The sequence below is a fragment of the Paracoccus sp. PARArs4 genome, assembly GCF_947311865.1.
Classification (GTDB): Bacteria; Pseudomonadota; Alphaproteobacteria; order Rhodobacterales; family Rhodobacteraceae; genus Paracoccus; species Paracoccus zeaxanthinifaciens.
In genome coordinates this window covers 101,663-117,330 of record NZ_CAMZMW010000006.1, presented here as the reverse complement: position 1 = coordinate 117,330, position 15,668 = coordinate 101,663, and the positions used below count along the sequence as shown (strand labels likewise).

The following is a 15,668-nucleotide window of genomic DNA, read 5'->3' as shown; positions in this document are numbered from 1 at the left end:
ATGCCGGGGCCTTCTTGTCGGATGGGTCGGATCAGTAATGAACCGACAGCGTGTCCAGCGGGGTCGCCTTCGGGGGGGCGAACTTGGTCAGGTCGATCCCTTCGACGGCGGTCTTGTATTCCTCGATATTGGGCGTGCGGCCCAGGATCGCGGAGAGGACGACGACCGGGGTCGATGCCAGCAGCGATTCACCCAGCTTCTCGCCGGCATCCTCGACCACGCGGCCCTTGAACAGGCGGGTCGAGGTCGCCAGCACGGTGTCGCCCTTGCCGGCCTTTTCCTGGTTGCCCATGCACAGGTTGCAGCCCGGACGCTCGAGATACAGGATGTTCTCGTACTCGGTCCGCGCGGTCTGCTTGGGGGCGCTGTCGTCGAACTCGAAGCCCGAGTATTTCTGCAGCACTTCCCAATCGCCTTCGGCCTTCAGCTCGTCGATGATGTTGTAGGTCGGTGCGGCGACGACCAGCGGCGCCTTGAACGAGACCTGACCCTGCGCCTTTTCAAGGTTGCGCAGCATCTGCGCCACGATCTTGACGTCGCCCTTGTGGACCATGCACGAGCCGACGAAGCCCAGGTCCACCTTCTTTTCCGCCCCGTAATACGAGATCGGACGGATGGTGTCGTGGGTATAGCGCTTGGACACGTCCGAGTTCGCGACATCCGGATCGGCGATCATCGGTTCGTTGATGGCGTCCAGATCGACGACCACCTCGGCGAAGTACTTCGCGTTCTCGTCGGGCTTCAGCGCGGGCTTCTCGCCCGAGCGGATCTGCGCGATGCGCGCGTCGGCGCGCGCCACGAGGCCCGCCAGGACGCCGGCATCGTTGTCCATGCCCTTGTCGATCATGATCTGGATGCGGCTCTTGGCGATCTCCAGCGACTCGATCAGGGTCTCGTCCTCGGAGATGCAGATCGAGGCCTTGGCCTTCATCTCGGCGGTCCAGTCGGTGAAGGTGAAGGCCTGGTCGGCCAGCAGCGTCCCGATATGGACCTCGATGATGCGGCCCTGGAAGACGTTGTCGCCGAACTGGTCCAGCATCTGCGCCTGGGTCGCGTGGACAACGTCGCGGAAGTCCATGTGGTCGGCCATCTTGCCCTTGAAGGTGACCTTGACCGATTCCGGGATCGGCATGGTCGCCTCGCCCGTGGCCAGCGCCAGCGCGACGGTGCCCGAATCCGCGCCGAAGGCGACGCCCTTGGACATGCGGGTATGGCTGTCGCCGCCGATGATGATGTCCCAGTCCGACACGGTGATGTCGTTCAGCACCTTGTGGATCACGTCCGTCATCGAGTGATAGACGCCCTTGGGATCGCGCGCGGTGATCAGGCCGAAATCATGCATGAACTTCATCAGGCGGGGCGTGTTGGCCTGCGCCTTCATGTCCCAGACCGACGCGGTGTGGCAGCCCGACTGGTACGCGCCATCGACCTTGGGCGAGATGACGGTCGCGGCCATCGCCTCAAGCTCCTGCGCGGTCATCAGGCCGGTAGTGTCCTGCGAGCCGACGATGTTCACCTGCACGCGCACGTCCGAACCGGCATGCAGCACCTTGCCCGGCGTGGTGCCGACGGCATTGGCGTTGAAGATCTTTTCCACCGCGGTCAGGCCCTGACCTTCGATCGACACTTCCTTCGACGGGGCGAAGGCCGATTTCAGCGGCACGCCCAGGGTCTCGCAGGCGAAGGTCTGCAGCTGCTTGCCGAAGACGATGGCATAGGAGCTGCCGGCCTTCATGAACTCGACCTTCTGCGGCGAGAACGAGGCCGCGAGGTCGGTCAGCTCTTCGCTGCCATCCTCGTTGTAGAGCTTGTGCTTCTTCGTGTTGATCGTCAGCACGGTGCCCGTCTCGACCGAGTATTTCTGCTCGAGGATGGGGTTGCCGTCATTGTTCAGGATCGCCTTGCCGTCCGGGCCGGTCTTGCGGACCCAGTTCTTCAGGTCGATGCCGATGCCACCGGTCACGCCCACGGTCGTCAGGAAGATGGGCGAGATGCCGTTCGTGCCCGCCACGATCGGGGCGAAGTTCACGTAGGGGACGTAGGGGCTGGCCTTCTTGCCGGTCCACAGCGCGACGTTGTTCACGCCCGACATGCGCGACGAGCCGACGCCCATCGTGCCCTTCTCGGCGATCAGCATGACGCGCTTGTTGGGGTGCTGCAGCTTCAGCGCCTCGATTTCCTTCTGCGCCTGTTCCGAGATCATGCACTTGCCGTGCAGCTCGCGGTCCGAACGCGAATGCGCCTGGTTGCCCGGCGACAGAAGGTCGGTCGAGATGTCGCCTTCGGCGGCGATATAGGTGACGACCTTGATCTCCTCGTCGATCTCGGGAAGCTTGGTGAAGAACTCGGCGTCGGAATAGCTGACGAGGATGTCCTTCGCGATCTCGTTGCCGGCCTTGAAGGCTGCGGCCAGGCGGTCGGTATCGGCCTCGTAGAGGAAGACCTGCGTCTTCAGCACCTCGGCCGCGTCCTTGGCGATCGCCTGGTCGTCACCCAGTGCCAGGTCCAGCAGCACCTCGACCGAGGGGCCGCCCTTCATGTGCGACAGCAGCTCGAATGCGAAGGCGGGGGTGATCTCGGGGACCTCGACCTCGCCCAGGATGATCTCCTTGAGGAAGAACGCCTTCTCGCGCGCGGCGCTGGTCGTGCCGGGCAGGGTGTTGTAGATGAAGAAGTTCAGCGATGCCGCACGATGCTCGTTTTCGCGATCCTTGATCTGGGCGATGATCTCGCGCGCAAGATCGGCGCCGTCCACCGGCTTGGGGCCCAGCCCCTGCGCCTTGCGGGTTTCGATTTCGTCCAGATAGTCGGTATACAAGCTCATGGCGATGCCCAGGTCATGCGTTTCAAGTGGCACTTGTCCCGTTCGCAAGGCCTGCGGGCATTGCCGGGAAAGCTAGAGGTATGCCGTCGTATACCAAAGCATCCGCAGATTGCAAGTTCACTCGGCGACCGGTTTCAGAAAGGTCACGCGATCTGGCGCCATCTCGGCCAGGACGATGGTGCCGTCGGCGCAGACATCCATCCCGTGGGCATAGGTCGCGAAGGTGCGGCAGCGCCCCGTCAGGCGGCCATCGGGGTCGAAGGCCGACAGGCGCGGCGTCTGGTCCGTGGCCAGCAGCGTGCCGTCCGCCAGCAGCGCCAGCGCCATGGGCCGATGCAGCCCCTCGATCATGTCGATGAATTCGCCGTCCGCATCGAAGCGCTGGATGCGGTCGTTTTCGCGGTCGGCGATGCAGACGCGGCCCTGGCCGTCCACCACGACGCTGTGCGGGGTCGAGAACTGCCCCGCCCCCCGGCCCGGCGTGCCGAAGCTGCGCAGGTGGCGGAAATCGGGCGCGAAGACATGGACCGCGCTGTTGCCATAGCCGTCGGTGACATAGAACCGCCCGTCCGGCCCGCGCGCGCAATCGGTGGGGTGGTTGAAGGGCCGGCCCAGGCCCGGCCGCTCGTTGCAGTGGATGCGCCCGATCTCGCTCAGCGCGGCATCGAGGAACAGCAGCTTGTGCCCGTCCATGTCCACCGCCGCGAACAGCCCCGGCGCGATGCGGCGCAACCCGTGACCGCAGGCCATCTGCGGCAGGTCGTGGCCTTCGTCCCGCAGCGATCCGCGCGGGTCCATAACCTGCAGTTCGGGCACGCGACGGCGCAGCGCGACGATCCGGTCGCCATCCACCGCGATGTCGCTGATCCCCGTCAGCGCGTCATGGGCCAGGTGGCGAACGACATATCGCCGCTCGCCCAGGGCCACATGGATCGCGGGGCGCGTCGTCACAGCTGGTCGGCTAGCACCTCAGCCATGCCGAGGACCGTGGCGTCATGGCCGCGCGGGGCGGTGATCATCAACCCCGCGCCCGGCAGGTCCGTCAGCGGCAAGCTGACCGAGCAGCCGTCGATCACGTTCCCAAGACTGGTATTGCGCAGCGCCAGCAGGTTCACGCGGTCATAGGTCGCGTCGCCCGCCAGGTCGGCCAGCTGCGGCGGCAGGGTCGCGACGGTCGGCAGCACGATGGGCGCATCCGCGAAGATGCGCGCGGCCTCGTCCGCCAGCGCCTGGCGCGCGATCAGCGTGCGGGCATAGCCCGGGGCATCGGTCTCGTCCGCGCGGGCCATGCGCGAGGCGACGCGCGGGTCCAGCCGGTCGCGGTGACCCTCGAAGGCCGCGCCGTGATGGCAGCGGGATTCGACCGCGCTGAACTGCCAGACGGGCAGGGCGCGGTAATCGTCGAAGAAGCGCATCGACAGGCGGCGGATGGTGATGCCGCCCTGGGCCAGGACCTCCAGCGCGGCCTCGAAGGCCTGGGTGATCTGCGGATCCACGCCGTCCAGCCCGAAATTCTGCGGCACGATCACGGTGCCGGGGATGTCGGCTGCCGCCAGCGGGCGGTCGCGCAGCACGTTCAGCACCGGGCGCAGCAGGGCCGGATCGCGGGTCATCACCCCCACGCTGTCCAGCGAATGCGACAGCGGAACGGCACCCTCGCGCGAGATGCTGTCCGCCGTCGGCTTGAACCCGTAAAGCCCGCAGAAGGCCGCCGGAATGCGCGCCGATCCGCCCGTGTCGGTCCCAAGCGCGATATCGGCCACGCCGCGCGCTACCGCCGACGCCCCGCCCGAGGTCGAGCCGCCCGCGATCGCGCCCTCGATCAACGGGGTCAGCGGCGTGCCGTGATGGGGGTTCAGGCCCAGCCCGCTATAGGCGTATTCGGTCATGTTGGCGTGGCCGATCAGCCCCGCCCCCGCCGCCCGCAGCCGCGCCACGGCGACCGCGTCGTCCTGCGCAGGCGCGCGCGCGGGATCGGGGGCGGTGCCCGCGCCGGTCGGGTATCCGCGCACGTCGAACAGGTCCTTGACCGCGACGGTCAGGCCGCTCAGCGGGCCTTCGGTTTCCACCGGATCGTCGAACACGCGCGTGAAGTCGGGGGCAGAGGCGCGGGCGCGGGCGGCGGCAAGCAGGTCGTTGGTCATCGAAGCTCTCAGATCGTTTGTTGGACAAGCCAGGTGGCGATGCCGGGGAATGCCGTCAGCAATATCACCGCCAGCACGAGGATCAGGAAATAGGGCACGATCATGCGCGTGATCTCGAAGATGCCGCGCCCGGTCAGGTTCTGGATCACGAACAGGTTGAAGCCAAGGGGGGGCGTGATCTGCGCCATCTCGACCACGATGATCAGGTAGATGCCGAACCAGACCGGGTCGATCCCCACCGCCGCGATGGCGGGCATCACCACCGAGGTCGTCAGCACCACGATCGAGATCCCGTCGAGGAAGCAGCCCAGCAGCACGAAGAACACCGTCAGCACCGCGATCAGCCCCGCCTTGCCCAGCCCGCTGTTCGAGATCACTTCGGCCAGATCGGCGGGCAGGCCCGAGAAGCTCATGGCCGATGTCAGGAAGGCCGCGCCCAGAAGGATCAGGCCGATCATCGCGGATGTCCGCGTCGCGCCGAACAGCGCGGCGACGAAGCTGTCGCGCGTGAGCGACCGCCCGAGCGCGGCGATCAGCAGGGCACCGGCCACGCCGATGGCCGCAGCCTCGGTCGCGGTGGCGAAACCGGCATAGATCGAGCCGATGACGCCCACGATCAGCCCCACCACCGGCAGCAGCAGGCGCAGGCGGTACAGGCGCTCGGCCCAGCCGATGCTGGTTTCGGGGGCGGGCATGGCATCGCGGTTCATCCGCGACCAGATCGCGATATAGCCCGAGAACAGCGCCATCAGCATCAGCCCCGGCACCACGCCCGCGATGAACAGCCGGTTGATCGAGACCTGCGCCGCGACGCCATAGACGATCATCACGACCGAAGGCGGGATCAGCAGGCCAAGCGTGCCGGACCCTGCCAGCGACCCGATGGCCAGCCGGTCGTCATAGCCGCGCGATTTCAGTTCCGGCAGGGAAATGCGGCCGACGGTCGCCGTGGTGGCCGCCGACGATCCCGACACGGCGGCAAAGATGCCGCAGCCCACCACGTTCACATGCGCCAGCCCACCGGGCAGACGCCCGACCCAAGGGGCAAGGCCGGAAAACAGATCCTCGGCCAGGCGGGTGCGGTACAGGATCTCGCCCATCCAGATGAACAGCGGCAGCGCGGTCAGGGTCCAGCTGGCGGAATGGGCCCACATGGTGGTGCCCAGCACCGCATCGACCGGGCTGGAGGTGAACAGCAGGAAGATCACCACGGCGGATGCCAGAAGCGCCACGCCCACCCAGACGCCAAGGCCCAGAAGGACCAGCAGCGTCACGACAAGGACGGCAGATTGCGAAAGGATTTCCATGTCACTCGCCCCGTGCTTGTTCGGCGACATCGTCGCGTTCGACCGGCAGGCCCAGGATCAGGCGCAGCGTGCGTTCGGCAAAGGCCACCGCGAACAGGATCGCGCCGAAGGCCATGGCCGATTGCGGGATCCACAGCGGCACCGCGACGATTCCCTGGCTGACATCGTCATAGGCCCAGCTTTCGTGGACATAGCCGAAGATCGCCCATGCGACCCAGGCCATCATCAGCGTGGCAAAGCCCGCCGCGAGGATATCCGCCGCATGCCCGATGCCCGCAGGCAGCAGCTGGCGCAGCGAGGTCACGCGGATATGGTCGCCATGCGTCAGCGCGGTCGGCAGCGCCAGGAAGATCGAGGCCGACAGCCCCCATGCCGCGAAATCGTCGGCCGAGGGGATCTGGCTGCCCATCATGCGCAGGACGATCTGGGCAAGGATCAGCACGGCGATCCCCACAAGCGAAAGCGCGGCCAGGGCCCCGCAGAAGGTGAACAGATGTCGTGTCAGGACCATCGCGACGCTCCTTGGTTCGTGGACGGGCAGCGCCCGTGGCAGGATGCCCGCGACCCCGTGGGCGGGATCGCGGGTGCGGGGCCTCAGTTCAGGCCGTCGACGATGGTCTGGCCGTCCTCGCCCGCCTGTTCCAGCCACTCGGCGCGCATGGTCTCGGCGATGGCCTCGAAATCGGTCGCCAGCCCTTCGGGGGTGGGCAGGACCTGCATGCCGTTGTCGGCCATGGTCTGCGTAGCCTCGGTGGTCGCGGTCTCGGCCATCTCCCAGCCGCGGGTCTCGGCCAGCTCGGCGGCCTCGCGCAGGGCGCCCTGCACGCCCTCGTCCAGCCCGTCGAAGGACCGCTGGTTCACGATCACCATGTTCTTCGGAATGAAGGCCTGCACGTCATAGTAATGCGAGACGAAATCCCACGCCTGGCTGTCCACCCCGGTCGAGGGCGAGGTGATCATCCCGTTGATGACCCCGGTCGAGAAGGCCTGCGAGATCTCGGCCGTGGCGATGGTCGCGGGCACGGCGCCCAGCAGCTCGGCCAGCCGCGCGGTCGAGGGGTTGTAGGCGCGGAACTTCACGCCGTCGAAGGACGAGGCGTCGGTGACCTCGCTGTTCATGTAGATCCCCTGCGGCGGCCAGGGCGCGGCGTAAAGCAGGACAAGCCCTTCCTCGGCCAGCTTTTCCTCGTAGATCGGGCGCGATGCGTCCCACAGGGCCTTCGCCTCGTCGAAGGTGGTGGCCAGCAGCGGCACGGCATCCGCCGAATAGGCCGCGTCCTCGTTGCCAAGGGCTGAGATCAGCACCTCGCCGATGGGCACGATGCCGCGCTGCACGCCGCGCTTCAGTTCCGGACGCTTCAGCAGGACCGAGTTCGAGACGACCTCGATCTCCAGCTCGCCTTCGGTCAGGCGCGCGACGTCATCGGCGAAGGCGCGGATGTTCTGGGTCAGATAGTTGCCGTCCGGCGCGTCCGCCGACATCTGCCAGGTTTCGGCCTGGGCGGCGGTGGTCGCAAGGGCCGCGATGGCGGTGCCAAGAAGGATGCGTTTCATGTCGTGATCTCCCGGTTGGTTGGTGTGTTGGGGCCGGCCGGGGATCTCTGCCCCCGTGCCGGCAATTCGCGTTCAGTCGGCTTGCGGCGGCAGGTCGTGTTCGTCCAGCGACCACAGCAGGGTGAAGGTCTGGGCCTCGCGGACGCTGCCCTCGAAGCGCTCGGTCATCTGGCGCAGCGTCGCCTCGGCCACGGGTTCGGTGGTGACATCGACGACCAGGCAGGGCGCAAGGACGCGGCCTTCGGTCTGTTCCGAGGGCAGCGGCGTCGAGAGCGCCTGATCGGGGACCATGTAGTGGACGCGCAGCACGCCCTCGACGGCCATCAGCGCCTCCATCTGGTCGCGGATCGCGTCCTCGTCGACCGCGCCGGGGGCCAGTTCGACCATCGCGACGGCCGATCCCCAGCCGAAGCCGCCTTCCAGCGCGACATTCATCACGCGGCGGCGGGTGTTCGACATGCGGGTGAAGTTCGTGACCGACCACTGCGTCTGGTGCTGGAACGCCTGCTTGTAGGCCGCCGAGGTGAAATCGCTCAGCGCGCTGGCGCGATAGAGCGCGAGGTAGCGCCGCGCCGATCCCGACACCGCGCGATAGCGGCGAGCGCCGGTGAAGCCCTCGATACGCACGCGCTCTTCCATGTGCTCGCGGTCGTACCACAGGTTGAAATCGGCCTCGTGGTCGGGGTCGACGTCGCTCCAGACGAACAACTGCGCTTCTTCGGTGGAACGGATCCTGCTCATGCCTGCATCCTGACTGCTGGACGTGCGGGCGGGTGCCCGCGCCGTCGGTTGGGATTTGGGGAAGGCTGCGGCGAAAAGGCCGATCGGGCAAACGGGATTTTCCGTCAGGGGGTGATCGGGTTTTCCGATCACCCCTTTGTCACCCTGCAATCAGGCGCGGGGCGGCGGGCAGGGCCGCGCGGTGGGCCTCGGCGCAAAGGCGGGCAAGATCGGCGATGGCGCGGTGGATGGCGGCATCGGAATTGCGCCGCCAGACGCAGAACAGCGGCAGGTCGGGCAGCGCGGCATCGACCGCCAGCTCGACCAGGTCCGGTCCCGCAAGGTCGCAGCCGCGCGGCAGCGTCGCCACGCCCAGGCCCCGTTCCGTCAGCCGCGCGATGGCCGAGATCGAGGTCACGCAATGCACCATCGACGGGCGCAGCCCCTGTTCGTCGAACAGCGCCACGACATTGGCATGAGGCCTGGAATTGCGGGTGAAGGTGATCAGCGGGCCGGTGACGATATCGGCAAGGCCCAGCACCTCGTCGCGCATGCCGACGGGGCCGAACCACCCCATCGCAAGGGGCGCAAGCGCCGTGCAGGCGGTCTGTTCGTCCTGCAACTCGTCGGTGGTCAGCAGCAGGTCCAGCCCGCCGCGATCGAAGGCCGCCGACAGGCCGGGGGTGGCCTCGACCGTCAGCTCGATCTCCAGCCGGGGATAGACGCGGGCGACCTCCTCGATCAGGTCGCACAGCCATGTATGCACGACCGAGGTGACGAGACCCACCCGCACGCGCCCCGCGGCCTGGGACGGATCGGACAGCGTGGCGCGCAGGCGGTTCTCGGTCGCCAGCATCTCCTTGGCCTTGTCCAGGATCAGCGTTCCCGCGACGGTGATGCGGCTGGCGTGGAATTCGCGGTCGAACAGGTTCACGCCCAGCTCGTTCTCCAGCGCCGAGATGCGGCTGGAGACGGTCGCCTGGCTGATGTTCAGCCGTTCCGCCGCCGCGCGAAAGCTGCCGAGCCCCGCGACGGTGACGAAGGTTTCCAGGAAGCGGGTGTTCACCTTGGGGCGATGCCTTCTGCTGCGGGCGCGGTCCCTTCGTGATTAGCGCCAATCGCCCCGCACGGCAACGCGGCGGTCAGGCCGCGGGCCGCTGCAAGAAGGTTTCGAGGAAGTCCAGCAGCCGCCGTGCCGCCAGGCTCTGGTGGTGGGCGATGGAATGGCCCAGCTCCAGCAGGGTCTCGATCCGGGCGCGCGGCTCGAAGGGGCGCGCGACAAGGCTGCCATCCGCGATCTCTCGGGCGACGGCCATGCGGGGCAGGATCAGCACCGCCGATCCGCGCCGCGCCAGCTCCTTCTGCAGTTCCATCGACGAGGTGGTGAAGGCGGCCTCGAACCCGTCCAGCCCCTGCGCCCGCATCCGCTGGTCGAAGGCCCGTCGCACGCCGAAGCCGCGATCGGGCAGGGCAAGGCGCGCGCCCGCGATCTGGGGCAGGGTGACGACCTGCGATGCCGCAAGCGGGTGGTCGGGCGCCATGATCGGTTCATGCATGACGGGCCGCCGGTGGCGGATGACGATGCGCGTGTCGGGCGGCGCGAACATGGTCACGATCAGGTCGGTCCGCCCGGTCGCCGCCGCGTCCAGCGCCCCCTGGGCCGAGGTGACCGTCACCTCGACCGAGATGCCGGGATGCAGCGCGGCGAATTCCGACAGCGCGGGCCCCAGGATCGAGCTGATCGCCGCACCGTTCACATGGATCGAGACATGGCCCCGCCGCAGCCCCTTGAGATCGTCGATCATCTGCCGCGTCAGGGCCAGCTCGCGCCCGATGTCGCGGCTTCTGGCAGCCAGCAGCTCGCCCGCGGCGGTCAGGCGGACGCCGCGCGGGGTGCGTTCGACCAGCGGCGATCCGAAGGTGCGTTCCAGCTTGTCCAGCTGCCGGGTCACGGCGGTGGGCGACATGCCCACCGTGTCGGCGGTCTGCCGGATGGACCCGGTCCGTGCCAGTTCCTGGAACAGTTCGATTGTCTGCCGATCCACGCGCCATCCCCGCTGCAACGATTTGCGTTGCACGGTGCCACGCATCTTTCGCTTTTCAAGTCACTGGAACTGCCATCTTATCAGCGCATAAGATGTGCACATGAACGCATCACCCGCTGCGCCGCCCCGCGTCGCAGCCAAGCAATCCAAGGACAGGGATCCGCCATGAACATGCCCCTTCGCGCCCTTGCCATGACGGCATCCGCCGCCGCGCTGATCGCCGCCGCCCCCGTCGCGGCCCTTGCCGCGAACGAGGTGAGCTTCGTGCAGTCGGTCGAACCGGCGGGCCTGGACCCCACGGTCAGCTCGCCCGTGGCGGCGGGGCAGGTGACCTGGCAGAACGTCTTCGAGGGGCTGGTCGCCATCGACCGCGACGGCCAGGTCCAGCCGCAGCTTGCGACCGAATGGCAGGTCTCGGATGACGGCCTGACCTACAGCTTCACGCTGCGCGAGGGGGTCGCCTTCCAGAACGGCGTGCCCTTCGACAGCGCGACCGCGAAATTCACGCTGGAACGCATCCTGGCCGAGGAGTCGACGAACGGCCAGAAGGCGCTTTACGCCGCGATCGAAGGGGTCGAGGCGCCCGATCCCTCGACGCTGGTGCTGACGCTGTCGGCGCCCTCCTCGGACCTGATCTACTGGCTGGGCTTTCCCGCCGCCGTGATGGTCGAGCCGTCATCGGCCGATACCAACGGCACCGCGCCGGTCGGCACCGGTCCCTTCAAGCTGGACGAATGGCGCAAGGGCGACCGCGCGATCATGTCCGCATGGGACGGATACTGGGGCGAGAAGCCGGCGCTGGACCGCATCGTGGCGCGCTTCATCTCGGATCCGCAGGCGCAGGTCGCCGCACTGAAATCGGGGCAGGTGCAGGTCGTGGCCGAGTTCTCGGCGCCCGAGCTGTACGACCAGTTCGCAAGCGACGCGGCCTTCGCCACCCACGAGGGCACCGGAGAGATGGAGGTCGTCGCGGGCATGAACGCCGACCGCCCGCCCTTCGACGACATCCGCGTGCGGCAGGCCCTGATGCATGCCATCGACCGCGACGTGCTGATCGAGGCTGTGAAATCCGGCCACGGCACGCCCATCGGGTCGCATTTCGCGCCCGGCTCGCCCTTCTACGTGGACATGACCGGCGAATACGGCTTCGACCCCGAGGCCGCCAAGGCGCTGCTGGCCGAGGCGGGCCATCCCGACGGGTTCGAATTCACCTTCAAGGTGCCGAACCGCGCCTATGCCCAACGCTCGGCCGAGATCATGCAGGCGTTCTTCGCCCAGATCAGGGTGACGGCGAATATCGAAAGCTCGGATTTTCCGGCGGCATGGATCCAGGACGTGTTCCAGGACACGAATTACGACATGACCATCATCGGCCATGCCGAACCGCTGGACATCAACATCTATGCCCGCGATCCCTACTACTTCAACTATGACAACCCCGAGTTCCGCGAGACGATGTCGGCCATCGCGACCGCATCCACCCCCGAGGACCGCGCCGAGGGCTATGCCCGGGCACAGCGCATCGTGGCGCGCGACCTGCCCGCGCTGTTCCTGTATTCCGAGCCGCGCCTGGCGGTCTGGGATGCCGGGCTGGAGGGCGTGTGGGAGAACGGTCCCGTTCCCTCGAACGACATGACGGATGTCCGCTGGACCGACCGCTGAGCGATACGGGAACCGATGATGCCTGCCCTGACACGATCCGCGCGGCGGATCGGCGGCCTGCTTGCCGTCCTTCTGATCGCCTCGCTGGTGATCTTCCTGCTGATCGAGGCCGCGCCGGGCGATCCGGCCTCGATCATGCTGGGGACCAGCGCCGCCCCCGACACCGTCGCGGCCCTGCGGGCCGAGCTGGGCCTGAACAGGCCGCTTGCGCTGCGCTATCTTTCCTGGCTGGGCGGGTTGGTGCGGGGCGACATGGGCGTGTCCTATACCTATGACACGCCCGTCGCGGGGCTGATCTTGGACCGGCTGCTGGTGACGCTGCCGCTGACGGCGATGGCCGTGGTCCTGTCGGTGGCGATCGCGCTGCCGCTTGGCGTCTGGGCCGCGAACCGCCCGAACGGGCCGGTCGACACGCTGGCCTCGGTCTTCTCGCAGGTGGGGATCGCGGTGCCGAACTTCTGGATCGGCCTGCTGCTGATCCTGGGTGTGGCACTTGGGCTGGGATGGTTCACGACCGGGGGCTTTCCGGGCTGGGGCGCGGGCGCCGGTCCTGCCATCGGTGCGCTTGTGCTGCCGGCCATCGCGCTCGCGATCCCGCAGGCCGCCGTCCTGACCCGCGTGACCCGCGCCGCCGTGATCGAGGTCGCCAACGAGGATTTCATCCGCACCGCCCGCGCCAAGGGCCTGTCGCGCAGCCGTGCGCTGTGGCGGCACACGGTCCCGAACGCGCTGCTGCCGGTGGTGACGATGCTGGGCCTGCAGATCCCGTTCCTCATTTCCGGCGCGGTGCTGGTCGAGAATGTCTTCACCCTGCCGGGCATCGGCACGCTGGCCTATCAGGCGCTGTCGCAGCGCGACCTGATCGTGGTGCAGAACGTCGTCCTGCTGTTCACGCTGATCGTGCTGGTGGTGAATTTCGCGGTCGATGCGCTTTACTCCGTGCTGGACCCGCGGCTGAGGGGTAGGACATGAGGCGGCTTCCGGTTTCCCTTGTGATCGGCGGCGCGATCTCGGCGCTGCTGCTGGGCGCGGCGCTGCTCAGCCGGGTGTGGACGCCCGCCGACCCGACCGCGATGAACGTGCTGAACCGCCTGAAGGGCCCGGGCGAGGCCGGGCTGCTGGGTGCCGACCAGATCGGGCGGGACGTCTTCTCGATCGTGATGGCGGGGGCATGGACATCGCTTGGCGTGGCCTTCACGGCGACGATCCTGGGCGGCGCGGTGGGCACGCTGCTGGGCGTCACCGCCGCCGCGCGTGGCGGCACGGTCGAGCGGGTGCTGATGGCCGCGAACGGGGTGCTGTTCTCGTTCCCGCCGATCCTCTCGGCGATCCTGCTGGGCGCGCTGATGGGGCCGGGGGCGCTGACCTCGATCACCGCCATCGGCGTCTTCATGGTGCCGGTCTTCGCGCGCATCTCGCGGGCGGCGGCGATGCAGATCTGGGCGCGCGACTTCGTGCAGGCCGCGCGGATGGCGGGCAAGGGGCAGGCGCTGATCACGGTCCAGCACGTCATCCCCAACATCCAGGCGCAGATCATCGTGCAGCTGGCGATCCAGACGGGGCTTGGCATTTTGTCCGAGGCCGGGCTGTCCTTCCTTGGCATGGGGGTCGCGCCGCCGACGCCCAGCTGGGGGCGGATGCTGGCCGATGCGCAGACCTACATCTCGTCCGCGCCGCATCTGGTGCTGGCACCGGGGCTGGCCATCGCGATTGCCGTGCTGGGGCTGAACCTGCTGGGCGACGGGCTGCGCGATCTGACCGACCCGAGGCGGAGGCAGGCGTCATGATGCTGTCGATCAGGGATCTGCGCGTGTCCTTCGCGCGCGAACGCGGCCCCGCGACCGAGGTGCTGCACGGCATCGACCTGGATCTGCCGAAAGGTCGGACCCTTGGCATCGTGGGCGAAAGCGGATCGGGCAAATCGGTGCTGTCGCTGGCGGTGATGGGCCTGCTGCCCCGCAGCGCGACGGCCAGCGGGCAGGTGCTGCTGGACGGGCAGGACGTGCTGACCATGTCCGAACGCCAGCTGTGCGGCATCAGGGGGCGGCGGATCGGGATGATCTTCCAGGAACCGATGACCGCGCTGAACCCCGCCATGCGCGTCGGCGACCAGATCGCGGAAGGGCTGCGGATCACGCAGGGCATGTCCCGCGCCGATGCCCGCGCCGAGGCGTTGCGCCTGCTGGAGATGGTGCGCATCCCCCGCGCATCCGAACGCATCGACAGCTTTCCGCACCAGATGTCGGGCGGGCAGCGCCAGCGCGTGGGCATCGCCATCGCCCTTGCGCTGAAGCCCGACCTGCTGATCGCGGACGAACCCACCACCGCGCTGGACGTGACGGTGCAGGCCGAGGTTCTGGACATCCTCGACGATCTGGTGACGGAGCTGGGGATCTCGCTGATGTTGATTTCCCATGACCTGGGGGTGATCGCGCGGATCGCGGACCGCACGCTGGTCATGTATCGCGGCGACCGCATTGAAGAGGGCGAGACCGAGGCCGTCCTGCGCCGTCCCGCCCATGATTACACCCGCAAGCTGATCGCGGCCATGCCGCGCCGCGTGCGTGCATCGCTGGAGGCCCCCCATGGCTGAGATCCTGCGGGTCGAGAACCTGTCGCGCGACTTCCAGCTGGGGCAAAGCCATGTGCGCGCGCTGGACGACGTGTCGCTGTCGCTGGAACAGGGCCGCATCCTCGGCGTCGTGGGCGAGAGCGGGTCGGGCAAGTCCACCCTTGCCAAGCTGGTCATGGCGCTGGACCGCCCGACCGCGGGGCGGGTCGTGATCGACGGGCAGGACCTGTTCTCGCTGACCCCGCGCGCGCTGCGGCAGGCGCGGCGGCATTTCCAGATGGTGTTCCAGGACCCCTACGGGTCGCTGGACCCGCGCCACGCCGTGGGCCGCATCGTGGCCGAGCCGCTGCATCTTGACCCCGACGCCCCGAAGGGCGCCGCGCGGCGCGACCTGGTGGCGGGCCTTCTGGAGGATGTGGGCCTTGCCGCCGCCGATGCCGACCGCTTTCCGCACGAATTCTCGGGCGGTCAGCGCCAGCGCATCGCGATTGCCCGCGCGCTGATCACGAAGCCGCGCCTGCTGGTCGCGGACGAGGCCACCTCGGCGCTGGATCTGACGGTGCAGAAGCAGATCCTGGAGCTGATCCTGCGGCTGCGCGACGAACACGGCATCAGCGTGCTGTTCATCACCCACAATATCGGCGTCGTGGACGAGATCTGCGACGAGGTCGCCGTCATGCAGGACGGCCGCCTGGTCGAGACCGGCCCCGCGCGGCAGGTGCTGGACCACCCGCGACAGGACTATACCCGCAGGCTGCTTGCAGCCGAACCGATGCTGAACGTGATCGGGCGCCGGAACCGCGCGCCCGTCTGATCCCAACCCGAAGGCGAAAGAAGACC

14 protein-coding genes are annotated in these 15,668 nt (G+C 68.0%); 5 read left to right on the top strand and 9 right to left on the bottom strand.

Annotation, left to right across the window (positions count from 1 at the left end):
* Positions 1-31: 31 nt before the first annotated feature.
* The 9 genes from QMZ16_RS06815 to QMZ16_RS06775 all read right to left on the bottom strand — a co-directional run bounded on the left by QMZ16_RS06815 (position 32) and on the right by QMZ16_RS06775 (position 10,594).
* Positions 32-2,824, bottom strand: coding sequence for a bifunctional aconitate hydratase 2/2-methylisocitrate dehydratase (locus QMZ16_RS06815; protein WP_282602654.1), 2,793 nt, complete (start codon positions 2,822-2,824; stop codon positions 32-34).
* A gap of 117 nt (positions 2,825-2,941) precedes the next feature.
* Complete coding sequence (locus QMZ16_RS06810; RefSeq protein WP_282602653.1) at positions 2,942-3,775, bottom strand: 6-bladed beta-propeller; 834 nt, start codon at positions 3,773-3,775, stop codon at positions 2,942-2,944.
* Positions 3,772-4,968: an amidase family protein gene (locus tag QMZ16_RS06805; RefSeq protein WP_282602652.1), complete on the bottom strand. Its 1,197-nt coding sequence runs from the start codon at positions 4,966-4,968 to the stop codon at positions 3,772-3,774. Before QMZ16_RS06805 ends, QMZ16_RS06810 begins: the two co-directional genes overlap by 4 nt.
* 8 nt (positions 4,969-4,976) lie before the next feature.
* Complete coding sequence (locus tag QMZ16_RS06800) at positions 4,977-6,275, bottom strand: TRAP transporter large permease subunit (RefSeq protein WP_282602651.1); 1,299 nt, start codon at positions 6,273-6,275, stop codon at positions 4,977-4,979.
* Between the two features lies 1 nt (position 6,276).
* Positions 6,277-6,786, bottom strand: coding sequence for a TRAP transporter small permease (locus tag QMZ16_RS06795; RefSeq protein ID WP_282602650.1), 510 nt, complete (start codon positions 6,784-6,786; stop codon positions 6,277-6,279).
* A gap of 83 nt (positions 6,787-6,869) precedes the next feature.
* Complete coding sequence (locus QMZ16_RS06790) at positions 6,870-7,829, bottom strand: TRAP transporter substrate-binding protein (RefSeq protein ID WP_282602649.1); 960 nt, start codon at positions 7,827-7,829, stop codon at positions 6,870-6,872.
* Between the two features lie 72 nt (positions 7,830-7,901).
* Complete coding sequence (locus QMZ16_RS06785) at positions 7,902-8,570, bottom strand: DUF4286 family protein (RefSeq protein ID WP_282602648.1); 669 nt, start codon at positions 8,568-8,570, stop codon at positions 7,902-7,904.
* A 139-nt stretch (positions 8,571-8,709) separates the two neighbouring features.
* A complete protein-coding gene (locus tag QMZ16_RS06780; protein ID WP_282602647.1) occupies positions 8,710-9,615 on the bottom strand; it encodes a LysR family transcriptional regulator in 906 nt (301 codons plus the stop codon).
* A gap of 76 nt (positions 9,616-9,691) precedes the next feature.
* Positions 9,692-10,594 (bottom strand): LysR family transcriptional regulator, encoded by a 903-nt coding sequence (locus QMZ16_RS06775; protein ID WP_028725526.1) that lies wholly within the window; start codon positions 10,592-10,594, stop codon positions 9,692-9,694.
* Between the two features lie 165 nt (positions 10,595-10,759).
* Here QMZ16_RS06775 and QMZ16_RS06770 point away from each other — a divergent pair, with 165 nt between their 5' ends.
* From QMZ16_RS06770 to QMZ16_RS06750, 5 genes are read left to right on the top strand one after another with little or no spacing between them, the layout of a single operon-like run.
* Positions 10,760-12,256 (top strand): ABC transporter substrate-binding protein, encoded by a 1,497-nt coding sequence (locus QMZ16_RS06770; RefSeq protein WP_282602646.1) that lies wholly within the window; start codon positions 10,760-10,762, stop codon positions 12,254-12,256.
* Between the two features lie 18 nt (positions 12,257-12,274).
* On the top strand, positions 12,275-13,228 hold the full coding sequence (locus QMZ16_RS06765) for an ABC transporter permease (protein ID WP_282602645.1): 954 nt from the start codon (positions 12,275-12,277) through the stop codon (positions 13,226-13,228).
* Positions 13,225-14,043, top strand: a complete 819-nt coding sequence (locus QMZ16_RS06760) for an ABC transporter permease (protein ID WP_282602644.1) — start codon at positions 13,225-13,227, stop codon at positions 14,041-14,043. The genes QMZ16_RS06765 and QMZ16_RS06760 overlap by 4 nt, the downstream gene beginning before the upstream one ends.
* Positions 14,040-14,849, top strand: coding sequence for an ABC transporter ATP-binding protein (locus QMZ16_RS06755; protein WP_282602643.1), 810 nt, complete (start codon positions 14,040-14,042; stop codon positions 14,847-14,849). Before QMZ16_RS06760 ends, QMZ16_RS06755 begins: the two co-directional genes overlap by 4 nt.
* Positions 14,842-15,642 carry a dipeptide/oligopeptide/nickel ABC transporter ATP-binding protein gene (locus tag QMZ16_RS06750; RefSeq protein ID WP_282602642.1) on the top strand — a complete coding sequence of 267 codons (801 nt, stop codon included), beginning with the start codon at positions 14,842-14,844 and terminating at the stop codon, positions 15,640-15,642. The genes QMZ16_RS06755 and QMZ16_RS06750 overlap by 8 nt, the downstream gene beginning before the upstream one ends.
* The last annotated feature ends 26 nt before the right edge of the window (positions 15,643-15,668 follow it).

Excerpts from the sequence above, each read along its gene's own strand:
- QMZ16_RS06815 (WP_282602654.1), bottom strand. The coding sequence starts at position 2,824 with ATGAGCTTGTATACCGACTATCTGGACGAAATCGAAACCCGCAAGGCG.
- QMZ16_RS06805 (WP_282602652.1), bottom strand. The coding sequence starts at position 4,968 with ATGACCAACGACCTGCTTGCCGCCGCCCGCGCCCGCGCCTCTGCCCCC.
- QMZ16_RS06800 (WP_282602651.1), bottom strand. The coding sequence starts at position 6,275 with ATGGAAATCCTTTCGCAATCTGCCGTCCTTGTCGTGACGCTGCTGGTC.
- QMZ16_RS06795 (WP_282602650.1), bottom strand. The coding sequence starts at position 6,786 with ATGGTCCTGACACGACATCTGTTCACCTTCTGCGGGGCCCTGGCCGCG.
- QMZ16_RS06790 (WP_282602649.1), bottom strand. The coding sequence starts at position 7,829 with ATGAAACGCATCCTTCTTGGCACCGCCATCGCGGCCCTTGCGACCACC.
- QMZ16_RS06785 (WP_282602648.1), bottom strand. The coding sequence starts at position 8,570 with ATGAGCAGGATCCGTTCCACCGAAGAAGCGCAGTTGTTCGTCTGGAGC.
- QMZ16_RS06770 (WP_282602646.1), top strand. The coding sequence starts at position 10,760 with ATGAACATGCCCCTTCGCGCCCTTGCCATGACGGCATCCGCCGCCGCG.
- QMZ16_RS06765 (WP_282602645.1), top strand. The coding sequence starts at position 12,275 with ATGCCTGCCCTGACACGATCCGCGCGGCGGATCGGCGGCCTGCTTGCC.
- QMZ16_RS06760 (WP_282602644.1), top strand. The coding sequence starts at position 13,225 with ATGAGGCGGCTTCCGGTTTCCCTTGTGATCGGCGGCGCGATCTCGGCG.
- QMZ16_RS06755 (WP_282602643.1), top strand. The coding sequence starts at position 14,040 with ATGATGCTGTCGATCAGGGATCTGCGCGTGTCCTTCGCGCGCGAACGC.
- QMZ16_RS06750 (WP_282602642.1), top strand. The coding sequence starts at position 14,842 with ATGGCTGAGATCCTGCGGGTCGAGAACCTGTCGCGCGACTTCCAGCTG.